At 41.1% G+C, this 15,235-nt stretch carries 11 protein-coding genes; 8 read left to right on the top strand and 3 right to left on the bottom strand.

Annotated features, from left to right (window positions below; translation table 11 throughout):
* Positions 1–39: 39 nt before the first annotated feature.
* Both speB and RMY32_RS32300 read right to left on the bottom strand, forming a co-directional pair.
* The gene (gene speB, locus RMY32_RS32305; protein ID WP_322709973.1) at positions 40–1,089 is read right to left on the bottom strand and encodes an agmatinase SpeB; all 1,050 of its coding nucleotides are present in this window, start codon (positions 1,087–1,089) and stop codon (positions 40–42) included.
* A gap of 194 nt (positions 1,090–1,283) precedes the next feature.
* A complete protein-coding gene (locus RMY32_RS32300; RefSeq protein ID WP_322709972.1) occupies positions 1,284–1,586 on the bottom strand; it encodes an acylphosphatase in 303 nt (100 codons plus the stop codon).
* 240 nt (positions 1,587–1,826) lie between these two features.
* Here RMY32_RS32300 and RMY32_RS32295 point away from each other — a divergent pair, with 240 nt between their 5' ends.
* The 5 genes from RMY32_RS32295 (at position 1,827) to RMY32_RS32275 (ending at position 10,369) form a co-directional block, all read left to right on the top strand.
* Positions 1,827–2,204 (top strand): DUF1823 family protein, encoded by a 378-nt coding sequence (locus RMY32_RS32295; protein WP_322709971.1) that lies wholly within the window; start codon positions 1,827–1,829, stop codon positions 2,202–2,204.
* A gap of 490 nt (positions 2,205–2,694) precedes the next feature.
* The gene (locus tag RMY32_RS32290) at positions 2,695–4,353 is read left to right on the top strand and encodes an alpha-amylase family glycosyl hydrolase (RefSeq protein ID WP_322709969.1); all 1,659 of its coding nucleotides are present in this window, start codon (positions 2,695–2,697) and stop codon (positions 4,351–4,353) included.
* Between the two features lie 198 nt (positions 4,354–4,551).
* Complete coding sequence (locus RMY32_RS32285; RefSeq protein WP_322709968.1) at positions 4,552–5,610, top strand: 3-deoxy-7-phosphoheptulonate synthase; 1,059 nt, start codon at positions 4,552–4,554, stop codon at positions 5,608–5,610.
* Positions 5,611–6,182: 572 nt separating this feature from the next.
* On the top strand, positions 6,183–8,378 hold the full coding sequence (locus tag RMY32_RS32280) for a transglycosylase SLT domain-containing protein (RefSeq protein ID WP_322709967.1): 2,196 nt from the start codon (positions 6,183–6,185) through the stop codon (positions 8,376–8,378).
* Between the two features lie 614 nt (positions 8,379–8,992).
* Positions 8,993–10,369, top strand: a complete 1,377-nt coding sequence (locus tag RMY32_RS32275) for an MATE family efflux transporter (RefSeq protein WP_322709966.1) — start codon at positions 8,993–8,995, stop codon at positions 10,367–10,369.
* 137 nt (positions 10,370–10,506) lie between these two features.
* Here the strand turns inward: RMY32_RS32275 and RMY32_RS32270 are convergent, their stop codons facing one another.
* Positions 10,507–12,891, bottom strand: a complete 2,385-nt coding sequence (locus RMY32_RS32270; RefSeq protein WP_322709992.1) for a penicillin-binding protein 1A — start codon at positions 12,889–12,891, stop codon at positions 10,507–10,509.
* A gap of 251 nt (positions 12,892–13,142) precedes the next feature.
* Between RMY32_RS32270 and folK the strand changes: the two genes are divergently transcribed.
* From folK to RMY32_RS32255, 3 genes are all read left to right on the top strand, one after another.
* On the top strand, positions 13,143–13,658 hold the full coding sequence (folK, locus tag RMY32_RS32265) for a 2-amino-4-hydroxy-6-hydroxymethyldihydropteridine diphosphokinase (RefSeq protein WP_322709965.1): 516 nt from the start codon (positions 13,143–13,145) through the stop codon (positions 13,656–13,658).
* Between the two features lie 68 nt (positions 13,659–13,726).
* The gene (locus tag RMY32_RS32260) at positions 13,727–14,275 is read left to right on the top strand and encodes an NUDIX hydrolase (RefSeq protein ID WP_322709964.1); all 549 of its coding nucleotides are present in this window, start codon (positions 13,727–13,729) and stop codon (positions 14,273–14,275) included.
* A 12-nt stretch (positions 14,276–14,287) separates the two neighbouring features.
* On the top strand, positions 14,288–15,154 hold the full coding sequence (locus RMY32_RS32255) for an ADP-ribosylglycohydrolase family protein (RefSeq protein ID WP_322709963.1): 867 nt from the start codon (positions 14,288–14,290) through the stop codon (positions 15,152–15,154).
* Positions 15,155–15,235 lie beyond the last annotated feature (81 nt).

Genomic DNA, 15,235 nt, shown 5'->3' with positions numbered 1-15,235 from the left:
TTCATCCGCCAGCCGACAGAATTAATTCTAAATTCTGACTCATGACTCCTGAGTTATGTTTGATAAATCCATCAAATTTGCCAGCTTGTAAACTACCCGCGCTCCCACATTACCATCCCATTCCGCATCACCAACTTCGCAGATATCAAAGCCAATAATTTTTCTTCCACTATTGACCAATTCTCGGAACAAACAAAAAGTTTGCTCTAATTCCAACCCACCTGGAACAGGAGTACCCGTACTCGGACATAGCTTTGGATCTAAGCCATCGACATCAAAGCTAATATAAACATACTCAGGTAAATGACTGATAATTTCTCGGCATAAATCAATCCAAGTTGTGCCAGAGTAAAGCTTTTGCTTAATAGCGGGATCGTAATAAGCAATAATGCGACTATCAGATTGGTCAATCATTTGCACTTCATCATGACTAATATCACGCAAACCTACCTGCACTAACTTAGTAATTTGCGGTATTTTCATCGCATTAAACATAATTGACGCATGGGAAAACTCAAATCCCTCATAAGCATCGCGTAAATCTGCGTGGGCATCAATGTGCAAAATGCCATAGTTTGGATATTTAGCTGCTAATGCTTGAAAATAACCTAAAGGCGAACTGTGATCTCCACCTATGACTGCAACTCGCTTTCCATTATTAATCGCTGCCTGACAATTTTCAAACAGCCATTGATTAACCCGTTGACCAGCCTGATTAATTTCTGTGAGGACAGATGTTAAATCTGGTGTATCTGAAAGTTGTTTACCTTCGGCTAATCGCCCGATAATTTTGGCTGCCAAAGCGCGATAGTATGTGTTCTTCTCTAAAATATCTTGGGGAATTTCTTCCATAAAAATTCCCTGCTTCCAACCATCAGGGTGATCGAAATCGAATAAATCTAATTGAGTCGAAGCATCTAGAATTCGCTGTGGGCCATTAGCAGTGCCAGCACCATAGGAAACAGTGACTTCCCACGGCACACCAAAAACAATCAAGTTTGCAGACTCATAATCGCAGGGCAAACCTAAGAGGTTGCCATTTATTTCACCTACGCCGCTAGGATTGTAGTCTTTTAATTGATTACTCATTGAGTATCTTCTAGATTTACGTGGATAGACAGCACGCCGCCTAGTGGACACCTGCATTGTAATCAAAATTTTTCACAGGCGGTATAGCGGTCTGTCAAGTTTAAATTGATTGGTAAACAAGCTCGTAGTAAGGACTTTAGTTCTTATTTTTCAGCACTGAAGTGCTTACTACAAACCCTTCTACACTAGCTTATTTACTCAACTCGTTTCACTTCAAATCCCCGTAACCCTTCCGGTTCCTCATATTCAACCACAACATCTTTAACTACAGCAGCAGGTGGCCCGGAGTGACACCAGCGAACCATATTATCTACAACCTCTCGTACCCCTTCAAAAACTGCCTCTACTCGATTATCGGGGAGATTCCGCACCCAACCGGTTAATCCCAATTGCCTAGCTGTATCGACAGTGGAATAGCGATAACCCACTCCTTGGACTCGCCCAGAAATGAATACATGGGCGCGGATAATCTTTGGCAGTGCTGTAGAATTCTGCATAGACTGGTCTAATCTTTACGATTTCCAGTCTACCTACTTTGTGTATACACAATCTGTTTTTAACTCCAACTCGCGAAATTAATTCCAATCTTTCTTAATACCTACTAGTTTTTATATATTTCTAGCACTTTTCAAGTAATTAAACTAACCTACTCCTAATTTAAGTCCTAGTCTAAATACCTGAAAACTGCTGTAATTTAAACAGTAGTCAGTTATTCCACTTGAAATTTTGAATTGTTTATGTCTAACCTACCACCACTTAATACAGAAACAATTTGGGCAATTCTTGACGATAAACTTGATGATGCCACAGTCAATCAGTTGCTATGGCATTATTTAGGCTATCGCTATGACTCCTCAATTGCACAATGGGATACTAAGCAAGTTGCACCAGAATGGCATAATGAGTACCCACAACCACCAGATTTCATTGCATCTCGCCCAGCAACTGTCAAGTTGACTCGTTCCATTCCTGCTGAAAATAAACAAATGCTAAAAGAAAAACTGGGTTTCAAAGGTTACAAAATTGGAGAATTTGGGCCTCGGCAAACTCGCAGAGCTACGGCAGCAAATTGGTTATTAAGTTATTTACAACAAGCTAATAACAAAAAAGAGTAATTTTGCAGTAGATGTTTGGTAAAAAACATCCTAATTTTTACCAAATATATCTGCTATATTTTAATCTCAGAAAAACAATTGGTTTTATTTAATGATTTTTTTATATTTACAGTAATTTGTAAATCAAGAAGTTACAAAAATTATAATTATAAATCAGATATAAACAGTTTTTACCTCTACCTTCTGTCTTCAAACCCGTAACTTTGTACTACATTCATATAAAAAAAACTGCTGTATATGTAATAGTGTTAAAAACATCTTATTTTTATAAACGAGATTTACTACGTATAGTAAATCTAGATTTTAGCAAAGGAATAAATACTGGAAACAGCCAAAAATCAAAAACCATATTGTTAATTATTATAAAAAAATCATAAAATATTCCTGAAGATAGAAGCACTGCGGAGCTAATTATTTCTCTAGAACGATTTGTAAATTAAATTAGTATTAGAGAATACTTTTATCACCCCTTGATATTATAAATACTTCTATGGCAAAGCCAATTGAATTTAATTTATTTGCACCTTATAACAAAGGAGCAGCATTAATTGGTTCTTTTTCTGATTGGCAAGAAATTCCAATGGAAAAAGGTGATGATGGTTATTTTCGTACAAGTGTTGAACTAGAAGACGGCGTTTACAAATATAAATTCCGCGTTCAATCAAATTCATGGTTTTTTGAACCAGAGCAATGGGTTGATGTTACAGATCCTTATGCAACTGATATAGATGAACAAAGTGGAAATGATGATGGTATTGTCCGGATCAAAGATGGGCAAAGAATTACCAATACTTATGTTTGGCAACATGATGACAAACCTTTACCTGCTGACCACGAATTAGTAATTTATGAATTGCATGTCGGTGACTTTTCTGGTGGCGAGGACGACCCTTATGCACGAGGCAAGTACAAACACGTAGTTGAAAAGTTAGACTATTTGTGCGAACTAGGAGTCAATGCTATTGAGTTGATGCCACTTAAAGAATATCCTGGTGATTATAGTTGGGGTTATAACCCTCGTCACTTCTTTGCAACAGAATCAAGTTATGGTTCTACTGCTGAGTTAAAAAATTTGATTGATGAGTGTCATGGTAGAGGTATTCGTGTAATTATTGACGGTATTTATAACCACTCAGAAGCATCTGCTCCTTTAACACAAATTGACCACGATTACTGGTATCATCACGAACCTCGTGACCCTGATAATAATTGGGGGCCTGAGTTTAATTACGAACATTATGATGAAAAATTAGATATTAAACCAGCCTGGAAATTTATTGGTGATACAATTCGTTTTTGGATTGGAGAATATCATCTTGATGGTATTCGCTATGATGCGGCGCGGCAAATTGCTAACTACGACTTCATGCACTGGATTGTTCAGGAAGCCAAAAACACTGCTAGCATGAAGCCTTTTTATAATGTTGCCGAACACATTCCTGAAACTACCAGCATTACCAATGTAGATGGGCCGATGGATGGTTGCTGGCATGATAGTTTTTATCATTGCATTCTAGAACACATTTGCGGTGATACGTGTGATTTAGAGCGTCTCAAAGATGTGATTGACTGCAAGCGCCAAGGCTTTTTGGGTGCTACCAATGTAGTAAATTATCTCACTAACCACGACCATAATCATGTCATGGTTGAACTGGGAAACCGTGAGATTTTTGACGAAGAAGCATTTCGCCGGGTCAAATTAGGAGTAGCCATCCTAATGACTGCTGTTGGTGTGCCTTTGATTTGGATGGGAGAAGAATTTGGCGAGTATAAACCTAAACAACCTGAATCATCCAAAATTGATTGGACGCTGTTAGGTAACGATTTAAATCGTGGTTTATTTGAATCATACAAAGGCTTAACCAACCTGCGTAAAAGCAATCACGCTCTCTACACAGAAAATATCGATTTTATCCACGAAAATCCGGAAGCAAAAGTATTAGCTTATACTCGTTGGAATGATGAAGGTTCTCGTTTAGTCGTAATTGCAAATTTCTCAGAAAATTTTCTAGGAGGCTATCAAGTTCCTAACTTTCCTAGCGCTGGGACATGGCACGAGTGGACAGGCAATTATGATGTCGAATCTGGTGAAGATGGCATCGTAATTGACTTGGGACCATACGAAGCTAAAGTGTTTGTATGGCAGTAATGATATACACTACTACTAAGTCAGTAGTCCAATAAAAAAGAAAAGGGGAAATGTTTTCCCCTTTTTTAGTTATAATCTTACTCATGTACAGTCTAATTAGAAATTTGTCAAGTAAAAAATAAGCTATTTTAAAATTTCATTGGTTTGTGTTACACTTTTGAGTTGAAGTGCGTCTATAGAATTGCCAAAGCATCCCCCATGCACAACAAATTCTTTAATAGTAATATCGATAACGCTAACATTGAGAACGATCGCATTTTATTAACTCCCAATGAAATAAAGTCAAAATTACCTTTAACACAATTAGCCGAACAAAGAGTTTTAGCATATAGACAGGAAATAGAAGATATCCTGGATTTTAAGGATCGTCGGAAATTTATAGTAGTTGGCCCATGCTCAATCCATGACCCGAAAGCAGCGCTCGAATATTCTGAGAGATTAAAAATATTGGCCGAGCGAGTCAAGGATAACTTGCTACTAATTATGCGAGTGTATTTTGAAAAACCCAGAACAACTGTAGGCTGGAAAGGGTTAATTAACGATCCAGATATGGATGATTCTTTTCATGTAGAGAAAGGTTTATTAATTGCACGGGAGCTACTATTAAAAATTACAGAGTTGGGATTACCTGCTGGCACAGAAGCGCTAGATCCAATCATCCCTCAATATATCAGCGAACTGATTACATGGTCTGCCATTGGCGCACGCACAACTGAATCACAAACTCACCGCGAAATGGCCAGTGGACTTTCGATGCCTGTAGGTTTTAAAAATGGTACTGATGGCAATATTCAAGTAGCTTTGAATGCCCTACAATCTGCCGGAAACCCGCATAATTTTCTGGGAATTAATCAAAACGGTCAGGTCAGCGTCTTTAAAACTAAAGGTAATGGCTACGGTCACGTAATTTTAAGAGGTGGTAGTCAACCCAACTTCGATCTAGCAAATGTCAAACTGGTAGAAGAGAAATTAAAACAGGCAAATTTACCACCGAGAATTGTTATTGACTGTAGCCACGGTAATACCAATAAAGATTACAAATTACAAGGTGCGGTCTTAGAAAATATTATTCAGCAAATAGTGGATGGCAATACATCAATTGTTGGCATGATGCTGGAATCGCATTTGTATGAAGGTAGTCAACCGATTACTGGGAAACAAGAAGAATTAAAATATGGTGTTTCTGTAACTGACAAATGTATTAGCTGGGAAGAAACCGAAAAAATTATTTTGGCTGCTCACGAAAAACTTAAATGAGAAGTCAGAAGTCAGAAGTCAAAATTCAGAATGCGATCGATGGGGATTTAGAGAATATTTGTTAAGTATTAATGTATACTAATAAACTCTGCTCCATTCCTTTGACTGTTTCGGCAACGGTGTAGGCGCAAATTTAAAAACCTGCTCTACATTAGCTTTAGTTTGCTAGGGTGCGTTAAAACTAAAGTCCATAACGCACGAAAATTTCTGACGGTGGGTTAGGCTGAGGCGATAACACACCCGACAAAACTGGAAAATACCCAAGTGGTGGCGACGTAATTTATTTATCGAGAGAAGATTTTCAGATTTGCACTGTCGTGTCAGCTTCTTACAAGGTAAGGGAATTCAGTCGTACCAAATCAGTAGAAGTCGAATCCCCATATTTTAAGATATACCCAAGATAGATGTAGTAATATCTAATATGTGGTAATTACTCAATACTACCAACTGAAGGATTGAAGATTAGGATTTTTCTACATAAAATTAAAAATCTCAAATTAAAAATTGGTAACACTGATGGTTAGGAGTGTTAGAGTTTCAAGAAATTCACCGAAACTTTTCAGCGGGTATTCATGCTGAAGAAACTACAGAAAAAGCAAATTTCGATAATTGCAGGTGCAGCACTCTTTGCCTTTTTAGCTGGGGCAATGGTATCAGCACCTCAGATTGGCAAGTCTCTGGGGAAATGGCTCAAACTAAGTCAGAATCAAACAGAGCAAAAATCGGACGGTAGTGTTGCCCAATCGGCCGTCTTTGGGCTGATATCGCAATCGCTGCCAGAACGGGCGGCAAAACTAGCAACGATCGCTGCCGAATCGCGATCGCCCGATCGGAATCGCGCTCGTTATCTTTTGGCGAGTGATTATATTGAAAGAACCCAAGGGCAAAAAGCTCTGGTTTTACTTCAAGGACTAGAGAAAGACTATCCGCTCCTCGCACCCTACATTTTGCTCAAACAAGCTCAGGCAGAAGATATGCTGGGCGAGGACGGTAAAGCCTCGGATCTCAGGCAAAGGGTGCTGAAAGAGTATCCCAAAGAACCGGCCGCAGTCAAAGCGCTATATCTAATTGCTCAACCGAAGCAACAAGAAACTGCGATCGCTCAATTTCCTTCCAATCCTTTAACTTGGGAAATTATCCGCAAACGCTTGCAAGAAAATCCCAATCAGCCACAATTACAATTGATTTTGGCTAAGTATGCCTACGATCAACCAGGGATAGTGGGCGTTTTGGATCAGCTAGCAAAACAGACTACCCTCAAACCCGAAGATTGGGAACTCATTGGTACTAGCTATTGGGAAAATAGTCAATTTCTCAAAGCGGCCAATGCTTACACCAAAGCACCCAAAACATCGCGCAACCTCTACCGGACTGCACGCGGCTTACAGGTGGGAGGCAAAGATAAAGAAAAAGCGATCGCCACCTATAAACAATTAGTGCAGCAATTTCCCAATAGCGAGGAAACTGGGACAGCACTACTGCGGTTAGCAGAAACCGCAAAAACACCTAAAGACGGCTTACCCTATCTTGACCAGGTAATTAGTAAATTTCCCAAACAAGCTGCTACTGCACTGGCACAAAAAGCCAAAACTCTCCAAACTCTCAAGGATCAAAAGTCAGCTAGCGCGGCGTGGCAATTACTCATAAGTAAATACGGTAACTCTGACGAAGCCGCAGAATACCGTTGGAAAATCGCCCAAGATAAAGCCAATGCCAAAGATTACGTCGGTGCTTGGCAATGGGCAGAACCAATTGTCACTAATAACCCCAATAGTATTTTGGCTCCAAGAGCAGGCTTTTGGGTAGGTAAATGGGCGGCTGCACTGGGGAAACAGCAAGAATCTAAAACGGCTTATGAATATGTGGTTAGCCAGTTTCCCTACTCTTACTATGCATGGCGAGCTGCGACAATGTTGGGGCTAAATGTCGGCAACTTTGACAACGTGCGCGTCATGAACCCGGAAGTAATCGCACCCCAGCGTCCATTACCACCTGCTGGTTCTGAAACTTTCAAAGAATTGTATCTGCTAGGTCAAGACCGCGATGCCTGGTTACAATGGCAAACAGAATTTCAAAACAAAATTCAGCCAACGGTAGCGGAGCAATTTACTGAAGGGTTGATGCGGCAGGCTAAAGGAGAAAATCTCATCGGAATTGATGAAATTTCTAAATTAGAAGACCGAGAAATACCAGCCGAACTTGCCCAATATCAGACTTTGAGTAAACAAATCACCTACTGGCAAGCACGTTATCCATTTCCTTATCAGCGAGAGATTGAAAAGTGGTCTATTGACCGTAAACTTAATCCTTTGCTAGTAACTGCTTTGATGCGTCAAGAATCACGGTTTGAACCAAAAATCAAATCTGTCGCTGAAGCTACTGGTTTAATGCAACTGTTGCCGAGTACAGCTAAATGGATCGCCCCACAAATTAAGGTGGATTTCAAAACAATCAACTTAGAAAATCCCAACGATAATATCATGCTGGGTACATGGTATTTGGGTCATACTCACGATCAATATAACAATAACTCTTTGCTGGCGATCGCTAGTTACAATGCTGGCCCCGGCAATGTTTCCAAATGGTTGCAAACTCTAACTACAAAAGATCCAGATGAGTTTGTTGAACAAATTCCCTTTGATGAAACTAAAAATTATGTGCGGCAAGTATTTGGCAACTACTGGAATTATCTCAGGCTTTACAACCCCGAAATTTCTGGCATAGTGACAAAGTACTCGACCACACACCCACAACTACCAGCGCGATAATCTGAGAAAGTTATGAGTTGTGAGTGTTGAATTCAAGCAATTTTTTAATTCAAAGTTCACAACTCATAGTGATATTTGTTTAGCTAATTACTAATTCTTACGCTAGCTCCGACACTCTATTACTCAAAGAGGTTGCGCTATTGCAACGCATCACATAACGACCTAAATCTTGATAGCACTATTCTCAAAAGGTAAATTAAAAGCTTAATTATTAGTTTTTTTCTGTTCTATTTGTCTAAAACATTTTTAGAAAGAATAGTTTTAGTAGAATCTTATTTTACTAAAATTATTCTTTTTTATGTAAATATAATTTTTGAATATTTTAAAAATTTCTGTTAGCAGATTGCATTAAGAATATTTAAGATTTAAGGATAATCGTAGATTCTATAGCACAAGCCTTGGTGGTTAGGACATCAACAGACGATAAAACTTAGACACAAAAAGGCTTTTCACCCAGTCCCCATTACCCCTTATCCCCAGTCCCCAGTCCCCAGTCCCCAGCCCCATGCTATAAAACACAATTTTTGCAGAGGCGATCGCTAATAGCTTGAGTTGATTACACCTATGGCGTTAATATATCTTAATGTATTTAGTATTGCTTTTTTAGCGCCCCAATGGAGTTAACCTCAAAAGAATTTAAGTCAGAACTGATATTAGAAGTCCAAGCTTGCTTGCAATTAGCAGTTCCTTTGATAATTACTCAAATATTAGAAGCGGGCATTCCTTTATTGGATGGGGTGATGATGGGCTTACTTAACAGCCAAGCTTTAGCTGCGGGTGCTTTAGGTGCTGTTACCTTTTCTACCTTAGCTTCCGTTTGTCGTTCTGTTCTTTCAGCCGCGGGTGTAAGTGTCGCCAATGCTTTTGGTGCAGGAAAGATAGACCAAGTGAGCCGTGCTACCGGTCAAGGAATTTGGTTAGCCGTGACGATGTGCTTACCTGTAATGTTTATCATTTGGCACTTTGACTATATCCTGCTGCTGACTGGTCAAGAAGAAAGCAATGTATTATTAGCTCAAACATATTTGCGGTCTATTGTTTGGGGTTTTCCAGCCGCACTCGGTTTTTGTATCTTAAAAGAAGTTAGCTCTGCCCTCAATCGGCCCCAATTTTTAACAGTAATTACGGTAGCTGGACTATTATTAAATGCGGTTGCTAATTACGTGCTAATGTTCGGTAAATTTGGTTTACCAGCCCTTGGTTTAGCCGGTATCGGTTGGGGAAGCACACTCATTTTTTGGCTAAATTTTATCGCTGTCGCCAGTTGGATTTGCTTTGATAACTACTTTAAAGACTATCAGCTTGATTGTGCTTTGCATCAGTTCGATAAAGATATGTTTATAGATATCTTCCAAACTGGGTGGTTTTTGGGGTTGCAGTATGGAGCAGAAATTGGAGTATTTACTGCCATTGCTTTAATGATGGGATGGTTTGGAACAGAGACGTTAGCAGCACATGAAATTACCGTCGAGACAGAAAGTTTTGTCGAAACAGTATCTATAGGTATTTCCTATGCCGTCACGATGAGAGTAGGACAGTTGAGGGGACAAAACGATCTCAAGGGTGCAAGCACAGCCGGATTAGTCTGCATTGCGCTTGTTACTCCTTTTGTAAGTATTGTGGCACTAATTTTTTGGCTGTTTCCCAACTATATTGTGGCAATGTATTTGGACACCAGTAATTTAGATAATATCGAGATAGTTAAAACAGCAAGTTCTTTCCTGGCTGTCGGGGCAATAGTCCAAATATTTTATTCTATTCAGACTATTGCTGCTGGTGCTTTAATCGGCTTGAAAGATACCAAAGTGCCAGTGTTAATTACTATGTTCGCTTACTGGATAGTAGGTCTAGGTGGGGGCTATCTGATGGCATTCACTTTCGGCTGGGGTGCTATAGGTTTATGGTTGGGTTTAATGCTAGGGCTATTTATGGGTGCAGTGCTTTTAACTGGGCGTTTTTATCTTTTGACTTCTGAGATTGAGTCTGGTTAACTACAGACGACTTGAGGACAAGGAGAAAGAATTGTTGTAATTTCTCACCTTTTGTCACCTAATCCCCTTGTTTTCCCTGCTCCCTGCCCCCTGCCTCCTACCAAGTCGTGCATAGTATCAACAATGCCCACTTCTCATTACTGGTTAGAAGGTCTAAGTCTATCCCGCCAAGATGGTTGTGACGATGAAGAACCAGAAGAACCAGAACTATTTTCGGGAGACGACTCTCGCCGACTTCTTCGAGGTGGGGGTGAATCAGATTCTACTCTTCTAGAGCGTCGCCGTGGAGTAAATGATTCTGAAGAGGAGTTACTAGAACTTGATTCGCTGCGATCGCGCCTTCTCCGTCTTGGGGTATAATCGCTCGATTGCTGTGTTTCTTGAGAATAGCTTCTCCTTCTTCTACGTCTCCTAGATGAACCACTCTCCTCAGAATTAGAATTTCTCGCTCTTTCCCCTTCTGAGTCATCATCTTTAGAGGCAATAGAACGATTGAGTATTTGTTTGGGCTTGATGGACTGGGCTTTGATAGTGCCTTTGCGACCGTCTAACTTGGGTCGTTTGGGAAACTTTTCAACAGGCATCCCCTCTACCGCTTTTTCCATAAATTCGTGCCAAGTGTAAGCAGCACTACTACTACTGCCATAAGTGGGGCGGTTGTCATCGTTACCTAGCCATACCCCTGTCACCATCTGAGGAATGTAGCCAATAAACCATAAATCGCGGGCTTCGTCGGAGGTGCCGGTTTTGCCTGCAACTTGTCTATTATCTAATTGGGCAGCACCACCAGTTCCCGCTTGTACGACGTTGCGTAGCATCCAAGTCATGATGGCGGCACTGTCAGCGTCCAAGGCACGTTTTGACTTGAAGTTTGCTGACCAGATAACTTTGCCTTGGCGGTTGAGGATGCGGGTAATACCATGAGGATCTACGTGCAATCCCTGAGTAGCAAAACTACCATAAGCGCTGGTCAACTCTAGCAGATTGACTTCATTTGAACCAAGAGCCAAGGAGTAGGTGGGCTTGAGTTCAGATTTTATCCCCATATCATGGGCAAGTTTAATCGTTGGTGTAAATCCCACATCAATCAACACCTTGACTGCAATAATATTAACAGAGCGGGTCAGGGCATCTCGGATGTTCATTGAACCCCGGAAGTTTTCACTATAGTTTTTCGGTTCATAGCCGTCTACGACAAAGGGCGCATCCTCGTAGCTATCGTAGGGGCTTTTACCGGTTGCGATCGCAGTGGCATATACAAACCCTTTAAATGTCGATCCTGGCTGCCGTTGTGCCTGGGTAACTCGATTAAACTGATTTTTACCAAAGTCTTTTCCCCCAACCATTGCCTTAATTTCACCATTTCGGGGGTCTATAGCCACCATTGCCGCTTGCTTAAAGTTTTCCCAGCGTCCTTGATTTCGCAGGGTTTTGGCAACCGCCTCTTCTGCAACTTTCTGCCAAGTCGGGTTCAGCGTAGTTTCTACTACTAGACCCCCACTTTTTAGCACATTAGGAGAAACATACTTGGGCAATTCTTTTTGGATGTAGCTGGTAAAGTAGGGTGATTCTACTTGGACTCGTTTGGGTAAACTGCTTTTGAGGGTTAATGGCTCCTGAATGGCTGCTTGCCTTTCCTCTGGTGTAATTACTTTATCTTCTTGCATCCGTAGCAATACCAAGTCCCGCCGCCGTTTTGCCGCTTCGGGATTTTTGTCGGGGGCGTACAAACTAGGAGCAGGAGCTAATCCAGCAATCGTAGCCATTTCTGCAAGAGAAAGTTGATCTGGCGTTTTACTAAAATATACCCAGGATGCATCTGCCACACCATAAGCTCCAGATCCCAAATAAACCAGATTTAGGTAACGCTCTAAAATCTGATCTTTGGTTAATTCTTGCTCCATTTTTTGGGAAAGGCGGACTTCCTTGAGTTTGCGCCAGATTGTCTGCTCTTGTTTCAAAAAGAGAATCCGCGTTAGCTGTTGGGTGATGGTGCTACCACCTTCTACCACACCTTGCGATCGCAAATTATTCAAACCCGCTCTGACAATCCCTTGCGGATCGACTCCGTTGTGTTGCCTAAATCTTCTATCTTCTGAGGCGATGAAAGCTTTTTTTAAATTATCTGGTATTTGTTCTAGCTTTAGCTGTTCTCTGGTCGCTTCACCTTGTTGTTGTAATATGCTGCCATCAGCAGCTTTAATGGTCAGTGTTTGCTCTCGAAACACAGCATTCAACTCGGACTGATCTGGCAAAGTCCGATCTATTAAACTAATGCCGTAGATCGAGGCAGCTATCCCACCACCAATACTCAAACCTGCCCAAAACCAAAAGCGGCGATAGAGTGGTCTAGCGCCAGTTGCCCGATTGACCCTCATCCTAGATGGTAAAATTTTCATTTTGCTCAGTAACTGCCTCGTCTGCGCCAGATGTGCTGGTGGTAAGCTCTCATTCGTTCCTCCTCGTCCAGAGTCACTCAAATTAGTTGGTCTTCGCTTGAACCAGGAGGTAAGCTTCCCCACGTCAGTTCCTCGCTCAAAGTAATAAGTAATTATAACCACCATCAATCAACTTTGGGGTTATAGCACTACCATTGTGTTAGTATAATATCCTATAAATAATTAACTGAATTCACTAGAAAATAATGTTTTTTAAATTTGGTTAATTTAGTTTTGTAAAAAATGTTGCAGTTTTGATAATTACTGCGAATATCAAAACTATTGACAAGTATCCGCAAAGACAGCCCGAAAAGGCCTGATTTCAGGAAAGTATAATGTCTACACCGGGCTACGACGAAGCAAAGCTAAGACGAAGCGCTGTTTCTCTTGGTAGTAATATTGGCGATTCCAAGACAATTTTATCAGCAGCTATAGAGGCTTTAGCCCAAACGCCAGGTATTGTTTTAGAAGCCAGATCCCATTGGTATCAAACCAAAGCTGTCGGGCCACCACAGCCAGATTACCTCAATGGCTGCGTCATATTGCAGGTAGAAATACTTCCCCAGCAGTTATTAGAAATTTTGTTGGAAATTGAACAACAATTTGGGCGCGTGCGTCAGGAACGTTGGGGGCCACGAACCCTAGATTTGGATTTGTTATTATATGATGACATTATTTTGGATACACCAAATCTCCAGATTCCCCATCCACGAATGCGGGATCGCGCCTTTGTGTTAGTCCCACTGGCAGAAATTGCCCCAGATTGGATAGAACCAGTTTCCGGGTGTGTGATTAAAGAGCTGCTGAAAGAGGTAGACTGTTCTGATGTACATTTATGGATGGACAATTAAAATTACCATCCTTAAAAGCAGAAGAACACTGATTTTGCCTCTGTATTCACAGATAATCAGATTTTACTATGCCATTAGGTAGAGAATTACCACAACTGCTAAGACAACGCCTGTTTCATAAAGGACGCAAGTTTGATTTTGAAGTTAATAGCTTGCGTTTGCCGAATAAATCGGAAGGAGAATGGGAATGTATTCGTCACCCTGGCGGTGCGTTAGCTGTACCAGTGACAGCGGAAGGTAAACTTATACTGGTGCGCCAGTATCGTTTTGCAATTCAGGGACGGATATTAGAATTTCCGGCGGGGACATTGGAAGGAAAAGAAGAGCCTTTAGAAACAATACAACGTGAAATTGCCGAAGAAACTGGCTATAGTGCCCAAAAATGGGACAAATTAGGCGAATTTTTCCTAGCTCCTGGTTATTCTGATGAAATTATCTATGCTTTTCTGGCGCGAGATTTAGAAAAGCTGGAGACACCACCACCACAAGATGGAGACGAGGATATCGAAACTGTGTTTATGACTCCTGAAGAATTAGAAAAAGCTATTCTGGGGGGAGAGCCGATAGATGCTAAATCAGTTTCTAGCTTTTTTCTGGCGCGTCCGTTTTTAATTTAATACTCTTTCCTTATGCTGCTAGAGTTAGCGATGCCTTTGGCGGGCTACGCCTACGCAGATGCCTACGGTGCAGGTTTTGAATATGCAGACGAAGCGATCGCTAACAACGATTTGAGTCGATACGTTGAACATCCGCGGTTTCGACTCAATCCTGGCAGCTACACCGACGACACCCAGATGAGTATTGCCATTGGGGAAGTGATTGTTGCTCAATCAGCGTGGACGCCAGAAGTTTTAGCCGATAGTTTTGTTAGAGCTTTTAAACGCGATCGAAGAGAAGGTTATGCTCGAAGATTCTACCATTTTCTATTAGAAATTCAGGATGGGGAAGAGTTTTTAACGAAAATTAACCCTGATAGTGACAAAAGCGGGGGAGCGATGCGTGCAGCACCCATTGGCATCTATCCCACACCAGAAAAAGTCATTGAGGCGGCAACAATTCAAGCGGCAATTACCCACAATACAACCGATGGGATCAATGCTGCTGTTGCGGCTGCCTTAATGTCACATTATTTTATCTATCGACTGGGAGCAAAACGCAAATTAGGACGGTTTCTGGAAGGTTATGTATCTGGAGAGTGGAATAAACCGTGGGAAGGTAAAGTTAAGTCCAAAGGCTGGATGAGTGTCAGAGCAGCGATTACTGCGGTGATGCGTAATGATAGTATGAGCGAACTTTTACAAGATTGTATCGCTTTTACTGGGGATGTAGATACAGTAGCTGCGATCGCCTTGGCTGCTGGTTCTTGTAGCGAAGAAATTACACAAGACATTCCCAATCATCTGGTGACAGGGTTAGAGAATGGAGCTTACGGTAGAGACTACCTCATCGAACTGGATAAGCAGTTAATGAGTTTGGTGGGTAAAAAGATCGGCTAAATCTAATACATCAGAGTAGCACTAGGTAATCTTAATTTTCTAATTTTAGATCGAGTTGAGTTTAGATGTTCAAAAGGCTAT

This window comes from Nostoc sp. ChiSLP03a, assembly GCF_034531215.2.
In the GTDB taxonomy this organism is placed as follows: domain Bacteria; phylum Cyanobacteriota; class Cyanobacteriia; order Cyanobacteriales; family Nostocaceae; genus Nostoc.
Note: the sequence above shows the minus strand (reverse complement) of the source record. Positions and strands in the feature narration are given on the sequence as shown.

What these genes read in the sequence shown, in the direction of transcription:
- RMY32_RS32300 (WP_322709972.1), bottom strand. Translation starts at nt 1,586, where the DNA reads ATGCAGAATTCTACAGCACTGCCAAAGATTATCCGCGCCCATGTATTC.
- RMY32_RS32295 (WP_322709971.1), top strand. Translation starts at nt 1,827, where the DNA reads ATGTCTAACCTACCACCACTTAATACAGAAACAATTTGGGCAATTCTT.
- RMY32_RS32290 (WP_322709969.1), top strand. Translation starts at nt 2,695, where the DNA reads ATGGCAAAGCCAATTGAATTTAATTTATTTGCACCTTATAACAAAGGA.
- folK (WP_322709965.1), top strand. Translation starts at nt 13,143, where the DNA reads ATGTCTACACCGGGCTACGACGAAGCAAAGCTAAGACGAAGCGCTGTT.
- RMY32_RS32275 (WP_322709966.1), top strand. Translation starts at nt 8,993, where the DNA reads ATGGAGTTAACCTCAAAAGAATTTAAGTCAGAACTGATATTAGAAGTC.
- RMY32_RS32260 (WP_322709964.1), top strand. Translation starts at nt 13,727, where the DNA reads ATGCCATTAGGTAGAGAATTACCACAACTGCTAAGACAACGCCTGTTT.
- speB (WP_322709973.1), bottom strand. Translation starts at nt 1,089, where the DNA reads ATGAGTAATCAATTAAAAGACTACAATCCTAGCGGCGTAGGTGAAATA.
- RMY32_RS32285 (WP_322709968.1), top strand. Translation starts at nt 4,552, where the DNA reads ATGCACAACAAATTCTTTAATAGTAATATCGATAACGCTAACATTGAG.
- RMY32_RS32255 (WP_322709963.1), top strand. Translation starts at nt 14,288, where the DNA reads ATGCTGCTAGAGTTAGCGATGCCTTTGGCGGGCTACGCCTACGCAGAT.
- RMY32_RS32280 (WP_322709967.1), top strand. Translation starts at nt 6,183, where the DNA reads ATGCTGAAGAAACTACAGAAAAAGCAAATTTCGATAATTGCAGGTGCA.